At 60.9% G+C, this 17,786-nt stretch carries 12 protein-coding genes and 1 tRNA gene; 1 reads left to right on the plus strand and 12 read right to left on the minus strand.

What is annotated here, in order from left to right; translation table 11 throughout:
• Positions 1–46: 46 nt before the first annotated feature.
• Genes hisD through murA form a run of 3 tightly spaced genes read right to left on the minus strand, consistent with a single transcriptional unit; the run spans position 47 to position 3,150 of the window.
• Positions 47–1,348, minus strand: a complete 1,302-nt coding sequence (hisD, locus tag ACFORG_RS10235) for a histidinol dehydrogenase (RefSeq protein WP_386735328.1) — start codon at positions 1,346–1,348, stop codon at positions 47–49.
• A 60-nt stretch (positions 1,349–1,408) separates the two neighbouring features.
• Positions 1,409–1,885, minus strand: coding sequence for a DUF2948 family protein (locus tag ACFORG_RS10240; protein WP_386735329.1), 477 nt, complete (start codon positions 1,883–1,885; stop codon positions 1,409–1,411).
• Positions 1,885–3,150 (minus strand): UDP-N-acetylglucosamine 1-carboxyvinyltransferase, encoded by a 1,266-nt coding sequence (gene murA, locus ACFORG_RS10245; protein WP_386735330.1) that lies wholly within the window; start codon positions 3,148–3,150, stop codon positions 1,885–1,887. Before murA ends, ACFORG_RS10240 begins: the two co-directional genes overlap by 1 nt.
• 244 nt (positions 3,151–3,394) lie before the next feature.
• Here murA and ACFORG_RS10250 point away from each other — a divergent pair.
• Positions 3,395–3,469 (plus strand) — tRNA-Thr (locus tag ACFORG_RS10250).
• Between the two features lie 72 nt (positions 3,470–3,541).
• Here ACFORG_RS10250 and ACFORG_RS10255 read toward each other — a convergent pair.
• The 9 genes from ACFORG_RS10255 to ACFORG_RS10295 all read right to left on the minus strand — a co-directional run bounded on the left by ACFORG_RS10255 (position 3,542) and on the right by ACFORG_RS10295 (position 17,774).
• Positions 3,542–5,758 (minus strand): calcium-binding protein, encoded by a 2,217-nt coding sequence (locus tag ACFORG_RS10255; protein ID WP_386735331.1) that lies wholly within the window; start codon positions 5,756–5,758, stop codon positions 3,542–3,544.
• A 215-nt stretch (positions 5,759–5,973) separates the two neighbouring features.
• A complete protein-coding gene (locus ACFORG_RS10260) occupies positions 5,974–9,138 on the minus strand; it encodes an efflux RND transporter permease subunit (protein WP_386735332.1) in 3,165 nt (1,054 codons plus the stop codon).
• A gap of 45 nt (positions 9,139–9,183) precedes the next feature.
• Complete coding sequence (locus ACFORG_RS10265; RefSeq protein WP_386735333.1) at positions 9,184–10,380, minus strand: efflux RND transporter periplasmic adaptor subunit; 1,197 nt, start codon at positions 10,378–10,380, stop codon at positions 9,184–9,186.
• A 106-nt stretch (positions 10,381–10,486) separates the two neighbouring features.
• Positions 10,487–11,413 carry a LysR family transcriptional regulator gene (locus tag ACFORG_RS10270; protein WP_386735334.1) on the minus strand — a complete coding sequence of 309 codons (927 nt, stop codon included), beginning with the start codon at positions 11,411–11,413 and terminating at the stop codon, positions 10,487–10,489.
• 154 nt (positions 11,414–11,567) lie between these two features.
• Positions 11,568–13,883, minus strand: coding sequence for a xanthine dehydrogenase family protein molybdopterin-binding subunit (locus tag ACFORG_RS10275; RefSeq protein WP_386735335.1), 2,316 nt, complete (start codon positions 13,881–13,883; stop codon positions 11,568–11,570).
• Complete coding sequence (locus ACFORG_RS10280; RefSeq protein WP_386735336.1) at positions 13,876–14,349, minus strand: (2Fe-2S)-binding protein; 474 nt, start codon at positions 14,347–14,349, stop codon at positions 13,876–13,878. Before ACFORG_RS10280 ends, ACFORG_RS10275 begins: the two co-directional genes overlap by 8 nt.
• Before the next feature lie 51 nt (positions 14,350–14,400).
• Positions 14,401–15,378, minus strand: coding sequence for a zinc-binding dehydrogenase (locus ACFORG_RS10285; protein WP_386735337.1), 978 nt, complete (start codon positions 15,376–15,378; stop codon positions 14,401–14,403).
• 88 nt (positions 15,379–15,466) lie between these two features.
• Positions 15,467–16,576, minus strand: a complete 1,110-nt coding sequence (locus ACFORG_RS10290; RefSeq protein WP_386735338.1) for an alkene reductase — start codon at positions 16,574–16,576, stop codon at positions 15,467–15,469.
• Positions 16,577–16,880: 304 nt separating this feature from the next.
• Positions 16,881–17,774 (minus strand): LysR substrate-binding domain-containing protein, encoded by an 894-nt coding sequence (locus ACFORG_RS10295; protein ID WP_386735339.1) that lies wholly within the window; start codon positions 17,772–17,774, stop codon positions 16,881–16,883.
• Between the last annotated feature and the right edge of the window lie 12 nt (positions 17,775–17,786).

Genomic DNA, 17,786 nt, shown 5'->3' on the forward strand with positions numbered 1-17,786 from the left:
TGGCCGAGAGTCCCCTTTTGAGCGCGAATGTCAAACGACGAATGGCTTAGCCATTCAACCTGTCCAATCGCGCGCGCACCGACAGGCCATGTGCCTCGAGACTCTCGGAACGCGCCAGGGTTTCCGCGGACGGGCCGATGGCACGCAGAGCCTCGGGCGTCATCCGGGCTACGGTCGTGCGTTTGAGGAAATCCATCACCGAAAGCCCCGATGAGAAGCGCGCGGATCGTGCCGTGGGCAGCACATGGTTCGGCCCGCCCACGTAATCGCCGATGGCCTCGGGCGTGTACTGACCCAGGAAAATTGCGCCCGCATGAGTGGTCTTGCGGCTCAGCCCGTCCGGATCGGCAACGCAAAGCTCCAAGTGCTCGGGCGCGATCCGATTTGAAAGCACTGCGGCCTCGTCGAGATCGCGAACGACGATCACGGCTCCAAAATCACGCCAGGACGCGCCGGCGATTTCGCGTCGTTCCAAGGTCTGCAAGCGCGCCTCGACCGCGTCGGCCACTGCGCGCCCAAAATCGGCATCGTCGGTGATGAGGATCGACTGCGCGCTTTCGTCATGTTCGGCCTGGCTCAACAAATCCAATGCGATCCAGTCCGGCTCGTTATCCTTGTCCGCGATCACAAGGATTTCGGACGGGCCAGCGATCATGTCGATGCCGACCTTGCCGAACACACGACGCTTTGCCGCTGCGACGAACGCGTTGCCAGGGCCGGTGATCTTGTCCACTGGCGCGATACTTTCGGTGCCGTAGGCCAAGGCAGCGATGGCCTGCGCGCCGCCAATGCGATAGATCTCGTCCACACCGGCCAGACGTGCAGCCAACAGGACCAAAGGGTTCACAACCCCGTCCGGGGTCGGCACCGCTATGGCAAGCCTGCCAACTCCGGCGACCTTGGCCGGAACCGCGTTCATGAGTACGGAAGACGGGTAAGACGCCAGCCCGCCCGGAACGTAAAGCCCGGCCGCCGCCACTGCCGACCAACGCCAACCAAGGGTCGCGCCTGTCACGTCTGTCCATTCGTCATCCGCAGGCATTTGCCGCTCATGGTAGGCACGAATGCGCTCGGCCGCCAATTCGAGCGCTTGCCGCTCGGCTGCCGGTACTCTGTCAATCGCTTCGTCCACCTCGGAAGGGGAAAACCGCAACCCATCGGGCGTCAACGCGATCCGGTCGAAACGCTCGGTCAGTTCGATCACCGCCACGTCGCCCCGGGTACGGACGTCGGCGATGATAGCGGCGACGACCTCGTCCACGTCAGGACTATCCTCGCGCTTCGCGCTCAACAGCGCCAAAAACGCCTGTTCGAATTCGTGCGCGGTCGTGTCCAGAAACTGCGGCATCCATTGTCCTCCGGAACCTTTTGGCGGGACATAGCCCTAGCACTGTCCGGCCTCAAGCAATCAGTCAGGGTGATGCGGCGTCTTGCCCGACGGCGCGCGGTAAGGGCGCGTAACGTCCTTCAGCCGTGCCTCGATCGCCTCGACCGACAAGCGGATCACGCCGTCACCGGCAAGAACCAGGTGAATGCTGCCGGCCCCTTCCTCATCCGGATCGAAACCGATCGAGAGGAGTGACAGGATCAAGTCCTTGTCAGCCCGGTCAATCCCTTGGCTGGCCACAGCCAGGACGTTGTCGAACACGAGAAGGGATTGCACGCGTTCAGGATCACGAGTACCCCGCTCGGCCGCGGGCAAGTCTTCCCACCGGAAGCGGTTCAGAAGCAAGGCAAACCGCCTCCGGGCCGGCTGCCAAGCGATTTCGGTCACGGGAAAAACCGAATCCTGAACCAATGACGATACGACCTCGAGGTCTTCGGCATCTTCGGCGCCAAGATTTAGTGGCGTTTCCCTTGCGTCTTCGAATTTCGCGTCCGCCATCAGTCCCGTATCCGTTCTATCTTGGCTCCAACGGCCGACAGTTTCTCGACCACGTTCTCGTACCCCCGGTCAAGGTGATAGACGCGGTTCACCCGGGTCTCTCCTTCTGCCGCCATGCCGGCAAGAATAAGCGAGACGCTGGCCCGCAGATCAGTTGCCATGACTGGTGCGCCACGCAATTGCTCGACCCCGGTTACCTTCGCGGTCCCACCATGTACGTCGATTTGTGCACCCATGCGCATCAGTTCAGGGGCATGCATGAACCGATTCTCGAAAATCTTCTCTTCGAGAACCGACGTGCCCTCGGCTGTGCACATCAGCGCCATCATCTGCGCTTGCAAATCCGTGGGGAAGCCGGGAAACGGTTCCGTCACAACGTCGACCGCGCTGACCCGCCCGTTGCGCGGACGGACCTTCAACCCTGCCTCGGTCTCGCTGACTTCGACGCCTGCCTCATCCAGCTTTTCGATGAATGCTTTCAGCAAGTTCATACGCCCACCGATCAATTCGACCTCACCGCCGCAGATCACCGGAGCCAGCATGTAAGTGCCCAGTTCGATCCGGTCAGTGACAACCTGATGCGTTGCACCATGCAGGCGATCCACGCCCTCTACCGTTATCTCCGAGGTTCCATCACCCTCGATCCGTGCACCCATCTTGCGCAGACATTCAGCCAGATCGACAATCTCGGGCTCGCGTGCCGCATTGCGGATGACAGTTGTGCCCTTGGCCAAGGTAGCGGCCATCAACGCATTCTCGGTGGCACCGACGGACACCAAGGGGAACTCGATGACCCCGCCTTTCAATCCGCTTGGAGCCTTGGCATGCACATAACCATCTCGCAGGTCCATCTCCGCTCCCAGTGCCTCGAGCGCGCGCAGATGCAGGTCAACCGGCCTGGCTCCGATGGCACAGCCGCCGGGAAGTGACACGACAGCCTCGCCCGCCCGCGCAAGCAGCGGCCCCAGCACCAGGATAGACGCCCGCATCTTGCGGACGATGTCATAATCGGCCCGCAGATTATTCAAGTCGTGGCTCGACATCGCCAGAACCTTGCCGTCCTGCAGGGCAGACACCTCGGCCCCCAGCGACTGCAACAGGGTCGACATCGTGCGGATGTCGCTGAGCCGTGGTGCGTTGGTCAACGTGAGCGGTTCATCGCTCAAAAGCGTTGCCGGCATCAGCGTCAGGCAGGCGTTTTTAGCCCCGGCAATCGGGATCTGCCCGCTTACAGGCCCATTGCCCGTCACAAGAATCGAATCCATCTGCTCAGCCCTCGTCTTTCTCTTTGTTTTCTTCCGCGGCCGCCCGCGCACGCGCCTGCCCCTTGCGTCTCGCAAGGTTGGCCTTCAATGCCGCCTTTAGACGATCCTCGCGTGTTTGCTCTGCGTTTCCGGATTTCTTCCGGCCTGTGTGCTCTACCATGTCCTTTCTCTACAGGAGGGCAAAAAAAGCGTCCAGATAGGCCTTGCACGCGGATTCGTTTGCGTCTAATCACCCGCCCACGATGCTGCTGTAGCTCAGAGGTAGAGCACTCCCTTGGTAAGGGAGAGGTCGAGAGTTCAATTCTCTCCAGCAGCACCATCCAATCATGAAAACCCCATTGTTCGGCAAGCCATGAAGTGGATGCCTACCTAACAGAGTTGGCGCCGGCGATCATGCCAGCAGGTCAAAGACCTGGCCTGCGGCGATGACATTCAGTTGCGCTTGGGTGTCACCATCCACCAACGCCCAAAGCAGATTGCCTGATGGTACATGCGTGACGAAAACCTCGGCGATCGCGGGATCTCCGGCGTTCGCAGTTACCGCACGCTGGACGAGGAAGTCGTTCTTCGTGGCCGAACCTCCGCCGTAATTCAACAAATCGCCTTCGGCGGCGTCATAGTCCTGGATCCAATCCGAGCCGTGATTGGCGATCCCGAGATGGAAGAAACGGTCCGCCCCGTCCCCACCGTTGAGACGGTCAAAGCCGAATCCTCCGTTGATGAAATCGTCGCCCGCTCCTCCGAAAATGAGGTCGGAGAGCGCTTCACCGGTGATCACGTCGTCTCCGTCACCGCCGAATACACTGTCAGAGCCGAAACCGCCGGTGACAGTGTCGTTACCGGCATCCCCGCGCAATTCGTCATTGCCCAAACCACCGTCTATGAAGTCGTTCCCGTCACCGCCGAAAATTGCATCCCGCTGGTCGGCCTGCGTCAGTGTGAAAGCGGCCGTACTGCCATAGAGGAAATCGTCGCCTTCGCCGCCAATCACGGTGTCAGTGCCACTTCCGGCTTGGATATCGTCATTTCCCGGACCACCCAGAAGGACATCTGCACCGTCGCCACCGGATATGGTGTCGGCACCGTCAAACCCTTCGATCCTGTCATCGCCATCCCTTCCACCGAACCCGTTGTCGGCATCATCCCCGAAAAGCAGATCTGAAAAGGATGTCCCGATCATGCCTTCCATGTTCACAAGGCGATCGGTGGTGGCGGCAACACCGTTACGCAAGTCGGCCACGACTGCAGCACCTTCGCGTTCGTAATCGGCAGTGTCGAAACCGGGGCCGCCATCGAGGAAGTCGAACCCGTCCAGCCCCGACAACAGATCATTGCCCTCGCCGCCGATCAGCCAGTCGGTCGCAGCACTACCCGAAATCGTGTCGTTTCCGCTCAATCCGTCGACGACAGTTCGACCGGGCGCGGCAGAAAGGGAATCATCCTGCCTGGTCCCGTACACATCGACGACCTGTCGCGTCTGGCGAAAAACCTCGAAACTGCTGCTATTCACGTCAGAGGTCCAACCGACGAGAACCTCGTTCCCCCGCGCGGCAAGCGATACATCGAATTGCTCACCATCGAAATCACGATTGACTTGGCGTTCGGGGCCTACGCGGCTGTCGTCGGACGCAAAGCGCTGACCAAAAAGACCGCGCCCGTCGCCATCTCGCGTCCCCTCCGTCCACGCGATATAGTATCCTCCATCGGGAAGCGCCGTTATTGCCGGCTCACGTTGATCTCCCACCGTAGAGGCATTCACGACAAATTCGGTGCCCGGTGCTCCCATAGCGGAATAATGACGGGCAAAGATACCACCCTGATCTCCGTCACGCCCATGCCAGACGACGACAAAGCTACCATCGGTCAGTGTCGCCACGTCGGGCGTAATCTGGTTGCCCTGCGGGCTTGCGTCATTCACGTGGAATTCCGCCCCGGATGCGCGCCCGCTTGCGTCGAATATTCGCCCGTAAATGCCATAGAAATCGCCGTCTTGGCGAAACGACTCCCAGACCACCACGAACCCGCCGCCGGGCAAGGCCGCAATCTCGGGATCCTCTTGACCAAAGGTCGCGTCCTGTTCGACTTCGAATTCGGGTCCGAGTTTCTGGCCGGTCGTATCAAACATCTGCGCAGCGATGCCAAAACCAGCAGGTCCGCCCCGGTCACTGTCGAGCCATGCAACCACGTGACCACCGCCTTCCAGCAACGCGATGGCCGGGTCGCGCTGAACCGTATTGGTCTGAGTGTTTATTCGGAACTCGCCAAGACCGGCACCCGATGCATCAAACCGTTGGCCATAGATGCCCCACTCGGAACCATCCTGCTCAAAGGAAGCCCACGCCGCGAAAAAGCCCCCGTTCGTGTCGGGCGCCACGACCACCTCTTCCTGACTATTGACAGTTTCCACATTGAGCCGCCGCTCGCCCCCGACGGTCGATCCGGCAGAGTCGTAACGTTGCATGTAGGCGCCAAACCCGCTTCCATCCTGGCCTTCGGAGGCCCACACGTAAACGCTGTCCCCATTGCTCAACACTGCGATATCGGTATCGACCTGATCACGAGAGCGTTCGGAATTGACCAAGAGGTCCTGTGTCAATGGGACAGTCATGATTGTGCTCCGGGGTCCTGAAGAAAGAAGCGGCACCTTCAGGCTGGTCCGGAGAGTGCCGCCGCGTCAAGTTTCTCTTTACGCTCTCTTCCGGCTCTATGTTGCACCGGGCTTCTCGCGAACAAACACAAGGACCGGCGGTCAAATCGAGACGAAAAAGGCCAGCGGCGGGATACAGCGCTGGCCAGACAGTTTTCACGACTTCAGCAGATGTCCTAGACGCCCGGCGAGAGCGTGCCCTCGGGTGATTTCATCGGACCTCTGAACCGATGTTCGATCGACCGCATGATCACGTAGAACGCAGGCGTGAACAGCAAGCCGAATACCGTCACTCCCAACATCCCCGAGAACACCGAGACACCCAGAGCCTGGCGCATTTCAGCACCAGCACCGGTCGCCAGCATCAGGGGAACCACACCGAGGATAAAGGCAAGCGACGTCATGACGATCGGACGCAAGCGGGTTCGAGCGGCCTGAACGGCTGCCTGCCAACGGTCGGCGCCCTGTTCTTCTGCCTGTTTCGCGAACTCCACAATCAGGATGGCGTTCTTGGAAGCCAATGCCACCAAAACGACGAAACCGATCTGGACGAGGATGTTGTTGTCCAAGCCGGCGATCCAGACCCCTGTGATCGCGGACAGCAGCACCATCGGAACGATCAGGATGACCGCAGCAGGCAAGGCCCAGCTTTCGTACTGTGCCGCCAGCACGAGGAAGACGAACAACACGGCAAACGCGAAAACCAGTGCCGCAGTGTCATCAGTGTTCTTCTCCTGATAGCTGAGCTCCGTCCATTCATATCCGATCCCTTGCGGCAGGACTTCCGCGGCAATGGCTTCCATGCGCTCCAAGGCCTCGGCAGACGAGACGCCCGGCATGGTTTGCCCCTGTACCGCCGCCGATTGATAAAGGTTGTAGCGCGGCTGGCGCAGCGGCCCCGTCGTATCAGAGAACCTGGTGACAGCGCCCAAGGGAACCATGGCCCCGCTATCAGACCGCACGCGCAGACGCGCAACGTCTTCGGCAGTTTCGCGGAACCGCGCATCGGCCTGTGCGACCACGTTATAGGTACGGCCCAGCAGGTTGAAGTCATTCACGTAAGCCGAACCCAGATAGACCTCCAGCGCTTCGTTGATCCGCGCCACAGGAACGTTCAGCATCTCGGCCTTCTCCCGGTCGATCTCGGCCCAAATCCGCGGGGTAGCGGTGTTGTACTGGGTAAAGACGGCGACGAGACCCGGATCGGCATTCGCTGCCGCGGCCACGGCTTGTGCCGCTTGCTCCAGCGCGACCACGCCCAGATCGCCTCGGTCCTGCAACACCATCTTGAAACCGCCACCCGTGCCGATGCCGGGTACCGGCGGGGGACCGATGACAAAGATCGCGGCCTCGGGGATCGCGGCCATCCGGCTGCGCGCCTCGTCCAGAACCTCGTCGGCATGAATGCCCTTCTCTTCCCGCTCGTGAAAGCCGGTCAGCGTCAGGAAGATCACGCCCATATTGCTTTCGGTCGTTAGCGTCGCGCCGTTGAGCCCCGAAAACACGGCAGTGTTCTCGACACCTTCGATGTCGAGCAAACTGCGCGTTGCTTTGCGGATAACCGCATCCGTTCGGTCAAGCGACGCACCCGAGGGCAGTTGGACGACGGCGATGTAATATCCCTGGTCCTGTTGCGGGATGAACCCTCCCGGAACCTTGGCGAACTGCCTTTCAGACAGCACCATGAGGCCGGCAAAAATCGTCAGCATCACCAGGGGCATCCGCACGAGGCGTTTGGTCAGGGCACCATACCCGTCCGAGGCCCGATCGAACCCGCGGTTGAACTTGCCCAGGGCCCAGACCGCCGGACGCGCCAGCAGGCCGGGTTTGGACGCTCCGTGTGGCTTGAGAAGCATGGCCGCCAGCGCTGGCGTCAGCGTCAGGGAAACCAGAAGCGAAATCGCGGTTGAGGCGGTGATGGTCAGCGCGAACTGACGATAAAACAGCCCCGAGATACCCGCCACCGACGCGGTCGGAATGAACACGGCGGCGAGAACAAGCGCGACGGCCACCAAGGCGCCCGAGACCTCTTCCATCGTTTTTCGAGCCGCGTCACGAGGGGCAAGACCGTTGCGGATGTGTTTCTCGATCCCTTCGACAACGATGATGGCGTCATCGACCACGATGCCGATGGCCAGCACCAAGCCGAACAGAGACAAGTTGTTGATCGAAAATCCCAGGGCCGCCATGATTGCAAAGGTCCCGATCAGGGAGACCGGGATCGCGAGGATCGGGGTGACTGCCGCGCGCCACGTCCCGAGGAACAGCATCACCACCACGATGACCAGAACGACGGCCTCGATCATCGTATGGGCAACAGCATCCACGGATTCCTGGATAAATCCTGTCGGGTTGTAGATCACGTCATGTTCCAAACCCTCGGGGAAATCCTGCGACAGCTCATCCATCAGGGTCAGGATGGCCTCCGCGGTTGCGAGCGCGTTGCTTCCCGGACGCTGCGTGATGCCCAGGGCCACGGCACTGTTCGTGTCGAGATAGGCCCGCGTGCTGTAGTCGGCCGCGCCCAGCTCGACCCGCGCAACATCCTCGAGCCGCACGATGCGGCCCTCATCCGCGCGTTTGACGATGATACGGCCAAACTCGTCCGGTTGAACAAGGCGGCCCGTGGTCTGCACGGCAACTTCGAAAGCGGCCTCGGACGGCATCGGTTGCTGGTTGAGCGTACCCGAAGCGATCTGGACGTTTTGCGAACGCATGGCAGCAAGCACTTCGCCCGGCGTCATGTCCAGCGCCGCGATCCGTTCCGGATCCAGCCAGACGCGCATCGCGTAGTCGCGCGCGCCAAACACCGACACGGTGCCCACGCCGTCCAGTCGGATCAACTCATCTCGAACCTGTTGCGCGACACCGGTGATGTACAGATCGTCGCGGGTTCCATCCGGCGAGAAAAGGTGCGTGACCAGCAACAGGTCTGGTGATGCCTTCTGGGTGGTCACACCCAGACGTCGCACCGGTTCGGGCAGGCGGGGTTCGGCAATGGCAACACGGTTCTGTACGCGCACCTGTGCAGCATCCAGATCCGACCCGACCTCGAAGGTCGCGGTAATCGTCAGGTTGCCGTTGCCGGTAGCCTGGCTCGAAAGGTACAGCATGCCTTCGACGCCGTTGATCTGTTGCTCAAGCGGCGTCGCAACTGTCCGGGCAATAGTCTCTGCCGAGGCACCGGGGTAGCGGGCCGTGACCTGCACGGTCGGCGGCACAACTTGCGGGTACTGCGCCACGGGAAGGTTCAGGGCGGCCAAGCCGCCAACAATGGTGATGAAAACCGAGATCACGATCGCAAAGATCGGTCGGTTGATGAAAAACTGGGAAAAACGCATTTTCTGTTCCTTGGGAAACATGCGGAACGCCGCGTGGCGGCCTGCCTATCGCAGGGCCGCCGTCTGTTTGGCGCCACCGACAAGCCGCGCGGCGACCTGTGCGCCCGGCGCCATCATGTGAAGGTTCTCGACCGCAACCTGCTCGCCTTCCTGCAGGCCGGTGACGATGCGCTCACCGTCGCGAAGTTCGCCAAGTTTCACGGCACGCCGGCTGACCTGACCGTTCTCGCCAACGACCCAGACGAATTTCTCGACCTGGTCCGACCCGATTGCGTGTTCGGGTACGAGGACACGCTGAACGTTCTCGGCCGTTGTCATGCGCAGACGCCCGAACATGCCCGGTGTCAGGACGCCATCTGGATTGGCCAGAACGGCACGGCCACGGATGGTGCCGCTGGCACGGTCGAGGGCATTGTCGAGGAAGTCGATCCTGCCCACGTGCTCGAACGCGTCTTCGTCGATCAGTTTGACGGCTACGGTCTTGCTTTGGGTGGCCTGACGGGCATCCCCGTTTTCGGCCTCGCGCTGGTATTTCAGGAATTGCCGCTCCGTCGCATCGAATTCGAAATGTATCGGGTCGATCGATACGATGGTGGTCAGCGGCTGGCTGGACGCCCCCGCCGTGATCAGGTTACCGGCACTTATGGCGTCATCCGAAATCCGACCCGTGATAGGGGCATGGATACGCGTGAACTCGAGGTCCAGACGCGCGCGCTCGACAGCGGCTTCGGCACCGGCGATGGACGCACGCGCCGCTTCGGCAGCCTCTTGCACAGCTTCCAGCGTAGATTGCGCCGCGTGACCGCGAGAAGTCAGGGCCTGTTGTCGGGCCAGATCGCTCTCGGCAAGCCGCAGCGCGGCACGGGCCTCGGTCACACGCGCTTCGGCTTCGGCCAGGGTTGCTTCGAACGGGCGTGGATCGATGGTGAACAGCAAGTCACCTTTCTGAACGATCTGGCCCGGACGGAAATGGATGGCCTCCAACTGGCCCGATACGCGCGGCTGGATCGCGACCTCGTCGGCGGCAGTAAATCGACCAGCGAATTCGTCGTATTCGGAAACGGTTTGGATTGTGGCACGAATAACGCCGACTTGCGGCAGCGGCGCCGGAGCCGCCGAAACGGCTGCCTCGGCCTGCGGTACGAAATGCGAAAGGCCCGGTTGGCCGACACCAACCCAAACAGATGCAGCACCAACGACAAGCGCGGCTGCTCCGGCATAATGTAGCGGTTTCAGTTTCACGACCTGCTCCTGGGAGGTTTGTTTGTACAGAAGGGGCAGATGGTCGTGCTGACCCAAGGTCATTAGGCCATTCTTGGGACAGTCAGTTTTTCCCGTCAGGACATAATTACTTGATCCCACCCTGCTCCGGGACTTCGGGCACCGTCGGGGGATCGGCGATCAGGAAATCGGCAAATGCCCGCACGCGAGGAGGGACAAGGCGCCGTTCCGGGTAAACGATGAAATTACGAAAAAGCGGAGAACGGAACTCGGACAGAACCTCGACGAGGCGGCCTTCGCAGATCGACCTGCGCGCAATGAAACCAGGAAGTTGCACCAAACCCAGACCAGCCGCGCCTGCCTGTTCGAGCGTATGGATACTGTTCGCGACAAGAACCGTTTCGATGGATTTGGGAACGGATTCGTCGCCAACCTTGAACCGGAACGGGATCAATCGGCCCGTATTCTGGTTGCGATAGTAAACGGCGCGAAACCTGTCGAGATCCTTGAGTGTCTGCGGCACGCCGGTTTTTTCCAGGTAGGCAGGCGCGGCACAGGTGTGGATCTTGTCGTCGAAAAAACGCCTCGCGATCAGATTGGGACTGTTGCCGAGGGAGCCTGTACGAATGGCCAGATCGATGCCCTCGGTCACCAGATCTACGATCCGGTCATCGAATTGCAGTTCGATCTCGACATTTTCATGCCGCGCCATGAAGGCCAGAACCCGCTCGGTCATCCACGCCCGGCCAAAGGCCTCGGGCGCCGAGATCACGAGCTTGCCACGGGGATCCTCAGCGCTGTCATTGAAGGCGCTTTCAACCGCGTCCACCTCGTCAAGGATCAGGCGTGCGCTGGCGACAAGCCGCTCCCCCTCGCTCGTCCGCGAGAGCGACCGGGTCGTTCGGCTCAGGAGTTTGACGCCCAGCTTTTCTTCCAGGCGGCGGACCGCCTTGGAGATCGAGGACGTGGATTGCCCTGTCAGACGAGCAGCCTCGGCGAAACTCCCGGACTCCGCCACGCGGAGAAAGGCGCGCAATTCGTTCAGATCGTCCATCGGCCCACCTTGTGGTCACTGCTTCGCCGGAAACAGATAAGGACGATCAATACCGTTAAACAGTGGCGACTGGGCAGTTGGTCGTCATCGATCAACCGCAATCGAAAATGACCGGGCGGCAGCTTTGCCGCGCCCGGTCAATGTGTGCAAAGGCTCAACCTGCAAGCGCGTTCAAAAGCGCGTCCGGAGTGATCGGCAGGCTACGCATCCTGACGCCAACCGCCTCTTCGATCGCATTAGCAACGGCAGGCGCGATGACAGTGGTCGCAGGTTCACCAAGCCCGACCGGAGCCTCCTGGCTATCGACGAACTCGATTTCAAGCTCGGGCACATCTTCCAGTCGCAGCGGCGAATAGGTGTCAAGGTTCACGTCCGCGACCGCACCGTTGTCAAAGCGCGTTCCCTCGTGCAAGGCCATCGACAGCCCCCAAAGCGCGGCACCTTCGCATTGCGCGCGTGCCCCGTCAGGGTCGACCACGATACCGCAATCGACGGCCAGCCAGATCTTGTCGACCTTGACCGTGCCATCCTCGCGATCGACGCTCAGCTTGACTGCACCACCGATCCAGGTCGGCATGCTGCGCGACTGGCCAAAGGTCGTGGCAATGCCGATTGCCGTGCCTTCGGGCAACTCGGTTTTGCCATAGCCCGACATTTCGGCAACGCGGGACAGGACATTGGCCTGGCGGTCGGCGCCGCCGACTGCATAAGGCGCGGATCCTGCATTCAGACCCTCGGCCTTGAGGTGGTCGAGACGGAATTGCACAGGATCCTTGCCGAGTTTGCGCGCCGCTTCATCCATGAAGCTTTCCACCGCCCAGAACGTCCAGCCAGGTCCCACCGAGCGTAACCAGCCCGGACGGAACGTGTCGTTCGCAAGATCGTTCGAGATCGCTCTAACCTTGTGCGCGCCAACGCTGTACCAGTGATCGGCACCATCGATTGCGAACGGATCATACGGTTCGCCATTTGCACCCTCCGGCATGAAGCTGGGCGCAAGGATCTGCGTCGGCCATCCGGCGGCGGCGTGATGTTCCATTGCCGTCACGGCGCCTTCGTTATCGAACGCCATGCGCAGTTTTTGAACCGAGGCCGATCGCGGGCTATCGAACCGAGCATCCTGTTCCCGGCTCAGAACCAGCTTGACCGGTTTACCGTCCAAAGCCTTGGAAGCCAGCAGCGCGGGAACGTTGTAATCGCCATTCAGACGACGCCCGAAACCGCCACCCAACATGTAGCTGCGCAATATGACTTCGTTCTCGCCAACTCCGACGGCCTTTGCCAGGACGGGCAGTGTAAGCGATTGCCACTGGTTGCCGCTGTGAACCTCCCAGATGCCATCCGCATTGCGGAATGCTGTCGCGTTGGTCGGCTCCATCTGGAAATGAAGCACGGTAGAGGTCGTGTATTCAGCTTCGAACAGTTCTGCTGCTGCATCCAACGCGGGCGCGGTTTCATGGTCTTCCGTGTGAAGGATCGATCCGACCTCGCCAGCGTCGATCAGATCGCGCGCATGGTTCAGGATGTCTTCTTCGGACACGTCCACGGAGGGACCGGTCGACCATTCAACCTTAATCGCATCGGCAGCCTGTCGTGCAGCAAAGAGCGTATCGCCAATCACCACGACCCAGCCGGGTGCGGTACCAGAGGGATCTTCGATAACGACGGCCTGCTGGTAGCCCTTGACGGATTTCGCCTCGCTATCATCCAGATTGGTCACCGTACAGCCATAGCGCGTCGGCGGAAGGATCGGTGCGCCGTAAACCATGCCATCAATCTCGGCATCGAGACCGTAGATCGCTTCGCCCGTGGTCTTGGTGGCGATGTCGAGTTGCTGAACATCCTTGCCGACCATCGTGAGTTCCGACAGCGGCTTCAAGGGAAGCTCCTTCAACTCCTCTTCGGTAAAGCTCCGCTCAAGGCCATTCGCCACGAGCTCGCCAAAGCTGATCGAACGGTCGCCCGCGCGCACCATACCATCACGGGCTTCGCATTCGGACGGGTCAATGCCCCATTCTCCCGCGGCGGCTTCGATCAGGGCAATGCGACCGGCAGCACCGGCCTGGCGGTAGACCGGCCAGCTTTGCCAGACGGACCAGCTGCCGCCCGTGACCATGAAGCCCCACTTCGCATCGGTATCGACATGGGTGATCCGGACGTCATCCCAGTTCGCGCCCAGCTCATCAGCCAGAATGCGTGCGATCGCCGTACCGACGTGCTGCCCCATCTCGGCGCGAATAATGTTCACGTTGACGGTGCCGTCGGCATCGATCCAGTACCACAGGCTCGGCTCGAAACGGTTGCCCGTGGCAGTGACCGGCGCCCCGTCATCTGCGGCAGGATCCATGCCCGCACGACCGATCGCCGGGAAACCAAAGGTGGCGCCGGCTGCGGTCATCGCGATCAGAAAGCCGCGACGCGTCATCTGCGATGCGGCCTTCGCGGCCAGTGTACGCTGAAACTCACCCATTGTTCGCGTCTCCCTGCATGGCGTTGGCAGCTTCGCGCACGGCCTGACGGATGCGCGGATAGGTCATGCAGCGGCACAGGTTGCCTGTCATGACCGAGTCGATCTCTTCATCGGTGGGGTTGGGCGTTTCGGCCAGCATCGATGCCGCCTGCATGATTTGCCCCGACTGGCAGTAGCCGCATTGGGGGACGCGGAGGTTGCGCCATGCTTCCTGTACCGGATGGGCGCCCTCGGGGTCGAGGCCTTCGATTGTCGTGATTTCAGAGCCTTCTGCCACCGAAATCGGCGTTACGCATGAACGGGTGGCGTATCCGTCCATATGCACCGTGCATGCGCCACACATGCCGATACCGCAACCGAACTTGGTGCCTTTGAGGCCGACTTCGTCGCGAATAGCCCACAAAAGTGGAGTGTCGGGATCAACGTCTAGGGCAACGTCCTTCCCGTTCAGAGTGAACTTTATCATCGTCTATCCTTGGCTGGCTGATTTGGCTGAAACTAGGTTCGGAGGGAAAATTCAGGTCCGCGAAAGCGTAACCACCGGCTTGCCGGAAAAGTTCCGGTTCTTTAGCGCATCAAGATGCTCGGGCAGCTTATCGAACGGGCGCGAAACGGTTTTTTCCGGTTGCAGCGTGCCCGTAGCGAGATCGCTCAGAATGGCCTCGCCTTGGCGAACGAGGCTCTGCCAGTCTTCGTCGTCGCCGTGTGCATGCATCGCACCAAGCGCAACTTCGTGCAGAGACCTGCATTCGCTGAACGGATCGTTGATCCAACCGTCTACGCGGCCCTGGATCGTGACCAGGTGACCGTTGGCCTTCAATGCCTGCGCCAATCCGGCAGCTTGATCTGCGGACGTCATGTCGATCACGGCATGGAAGTGTCCCACGTCAGGCGACGCATCATTGGGAATGTTCGTCGCGCCGAAGCCGGAAAGCTTCTCATGATGTCGCGTATTCGACCGAGCGGTAACAGACCATCCTGCGGCGGCGGCCATCTGCACCAGGAAATGCCCGACGCTGCCGCCAGCGCCGGATACGAACAGACGACCCTTCGCAAGCGCAGGCAGTTTGTTCAGTGCAAGTTGCGCGGTCAGGCCCGGACAGGGCATCGCAGCGGCGGTCACGAAATCCACTTGCGGCGGAACACGAAGCAGCACGCGGGCCGGCAATGGAGTGTATTCGGCGTAGCTTCCATGCGCGGGGATATTGCTGTGATACGCTACCCTCTCGCCGATCCATGCAACGGGCACGCCCTGCCCCACGGCAACCACCATACCCGCGCCATCGACACCGGCCACGTTGCCGGGTTCGATCCCCGGACTGCCAAGAACCTTCCAATCCACGGGGTTCAACCCGATGACGTGGTTCCTGACCAGTACTTCTCCAGGCCCGGGACGTGGCAATGGACGTGTTTCAGATCGCAACTCCAGCGGGTCGTTTCCTTCCCGCCAGGCCCAGACGCGATAGTTATCGGGAAGATCGGTTCCGTCTCGCACGGTTTTCTATCCTTGAATGCAGACTGTCGAAATCAAGTTGGAGACACGAGATTGGGCCGCCGGGAAAATGCCCGGCGACCCAGTTCGCTTAGCTGGCCTTCGCAAAGGGAAAGGGCAGCCAATCGGTATGACCACGCTCGTCCCCACCATAGAAGGTGTCGAAGTCCGGCGGTGTGAGTGGCCAGCCGTGCCGAAAGCGTTCAACAAGATCCGGGTTGGCGATGAAGGGCACCCCGAAACCGGCGATATCGATCGTCCCTTGATCCAGCAGCGTTTTGGCCTGTTCCTTGTCCAGCCCGCCCGCAAGAATGAGGATGCCATCGTAAGCTGCGCGAAACTTCGCCAGAAACCCTTCTGGCATCGCCTTGGCGCCCCGGCTCGACTGATCCATCAAGTGGACGTAAGCCAGTTGCCTTTTTCCAAGCTCGGCGGCCAAGGTCAGGATAGTTTCCTCCTCACCGTCGAAGTCGCCCAGATCATGCAGACGGCCAAAGGGTGACAGTCGGATTGCCACACGATCCGCTCCGATGCGGGCAACGCAGGCATCGACGATCTCAAGCGCCAGCCGGATCCTGCTTTCTACCGCCTGACCGCCATACTCGTCGGTGCGGTCGTTGACAGCGCCGTTGATGAACTGCTCGATCAGGTATCCGTTCGCACCGTGGATTTCGACGCCATCAAAACCGGCATCGACCGCGTTCTCGGCGGCCTTGGCGAAATCCTCGACGATGCGCGGGATTTCGGATGTCTCCAAGGCCCTCGGTTCGGATGCCTGGATCAACGCGGCGGTACCATCTTCGCGGTAGGCAAAGGCCGCAGAGTTCGCCGCAGGCCGGGCGGTGGAACTTACCGGCGCCCGGCCTCCAGGCTGCAGGCTGACATGGCTCATGCGACCGACGTGCCAGATCTGGGTAAAGATAGCCGCGCCTTGGTCGTGCGCGGCCTGTACGACGGGCTTCCACGCCTTCACCTGGACATCGTTCCAGATACCGGGGCAATCGGCAAACCCGGATCCTTCAGCCGATACCACGGTACCCTCGGTCACGATCAGACCCGCCCCTGCACGCTGGCCGTAGTAGCGGGCCATTTCAGCCGTTGGCGCATTTCCCGGCGCACGAGCACGCGTCATCGGCGCCATCGCAAATCGGTTCTTAAGGGTTCGCTTTCCCACCTGAACAGGATCGAAAACTGTTGTCATGTCGCTTCCCATCATTCGTGTTCGACACGGGTCGAGTGCCTTGGAGCATTGCAGTGCGCCCGTTGGCGCTTGGCGAAAAGGTGGGAAGCCTGAAACCGAATAAAAACGCAGCCCGGCGTCACATTACTTGTGAACCGTTTTCCAAGATCCCGATGCGCGATGAGGGTCGGCTTCAGTGAGGTCAACACCTGCCGATCAGGCAGCCGCGCCCCCTTTTGCAGCGGCCATGCCGATTACCGAGCGGTGTGCCCCCGCACAGGTGCATTCCTTGACCTCTGAAAAAAGGCGTTCTGGACGAGCTGATTCAAGACGGCTCGGACAGCGACTGACCGATCCAGTCCCTGAACTGCTCGGAACCTGGTTTCTCTTCCCCTTGCGGCGTGATCGAACAGAAATACCCGCGCGTCGTCGTGCATTGATGATGGCACGCCCGGACCAGCGTGCGGTTCGCAAGGTATTCGCTCATCATGGGCTGCCAGCCGATACCAATACCCAGCCCGTTCTGGATGGCCCGCAGATAGACCATGTAGCTGACATAGCCGTCATGTGCGGGCGGCGTCGGCACGGTGATACCGGCCTTGGCGAAATAGCGGTTCCAATCACCCCGGTGATCCGGGCTGGTCAGGTTCAGCAATTTCCGTTCGGCAAGTTCCGCAAGCTCGAAGGGGGTTCTGTCCGGCAAAAGATCGGGGTGGCAGACTGCAATCATCGTCTCCCTGAAAACCAAACGGCTGTCCGTGCCGGATAGCCCACCCTCGCCGAACAGGATAACGACATCACAGGAATGCACATCGAAATCCTCGTTCTGGTCCCGCGTCATGACCTGCAGCTTGATCTCGGGAAAAGCCGCTTGGAACTCCGCCAGACGCGGCAGCAGGTACAAGCTGGTGAAACCGATGCTGGCGCTGACCATGACGGTGTCGTCCTCCTGCCGGGCCTGCAACGCCGCGAACGCCTCGCGGATCGTCTCGAATCCTGCATTGACCGCCTTGGCCAAAAGCCTGCCATCCTCGGTCAAGGTCAGGCTGGGTTTGGACCTGAGGAAAAGCCGCGTTCCCAGCTCCGCCTCCAGCGCCGCAACCTGGCGGCTGATCGCCGGTTGCTGCACGTTGAGTTCCCGTGCCGCGCGCGAAAAACTCAACCACCGCGCCGCCGCGTCGAACGCCCTGATCTGCTGAAGGGGTAAGGGACGGGCCATTATCATTCTCTG

Origin of the sequence: Lutimaribacter marinistellae, from assembly GCF_042648365.1 — a bacterium.
In the GTDB taxonomy this organism is placed as follows: Bacteria; Pseudomonadota; Alphaproteobacteria; order Rhodobacterales; family Rhodobacteraceae; genus Lutimaribacter_A; species Lutimaribacter_A marinistellae.

Coding starts and splice junctions, on each gene's coding strand:
- ACFORG_RS10295 (WP_386735339.1), bottom strand. CDS start 17,774: ATGGCCCGTCCCTTACCCCTTCAGCAGATCAGGGCGTTCGACGCGGCG.
- ACFORG_RS10240 (WP_386735329.1), bottom strand. CDS start 1,885: ATGGCGGACGCGAAATTCGAAGACGCAAGGGAAACGCCACTAAATCTT.
- ACFORG_RS10260 (WP_386735332.1), bottom strand. CDS start 9,138: ATGCGTTTTTCCCAGTTTTTCATCAACCGACCGATCTTTGCGATCGTG.
- ACFORG_RS10290 (WP_386735338.1), bottom strand. CDS start 16,576: ATGACAACAGTTTTCGATCCTGTTCAGGTGGGAAAGCGAACCCTTAAG.
- ACFORG_RS10270 (WP_386735334.1), bottom strand. CDS start 11,413: ATGGACGATCTGAACGAATTGCGCGCCTTTCTCCGCGTGGCGGAGTCC.
- murA (WP_386735330.1), bottom strand. CDS start 3,150: ATGGATTCGATTCTTGTGACGGGCAATGGGCCTGTAAGCGGGCAGATC.
- ACFORG_RS10280 (WP_386735336.1), bottom strand. CDS start 14,349: ATGATAAAGTTCACTCTGAACGGGAAGGACGTTGCCCTAGACGTTGAT.
- ACFORG_RS10255 (WP_386735331.1), bottom strand. CDS start 5,758: ATGACTGTCCCATTGACACAGGACCTCTTGGTCAATTCCGAACGCTCT.
- hisD (WP_386735328.1), bottom strand. CDS start 1,348: ATGCCGCAGTTTCTGGACACGACCGCGCACGAATTCGAACAGGCGTTT.
- ACFORG_RS10275 (WP_386735335.1), bottom strand. CDS start 13,883: ATGGGTGAGTTTCAGCGTACACTGGCCGCGAAGGCCGCATCGCAGATG.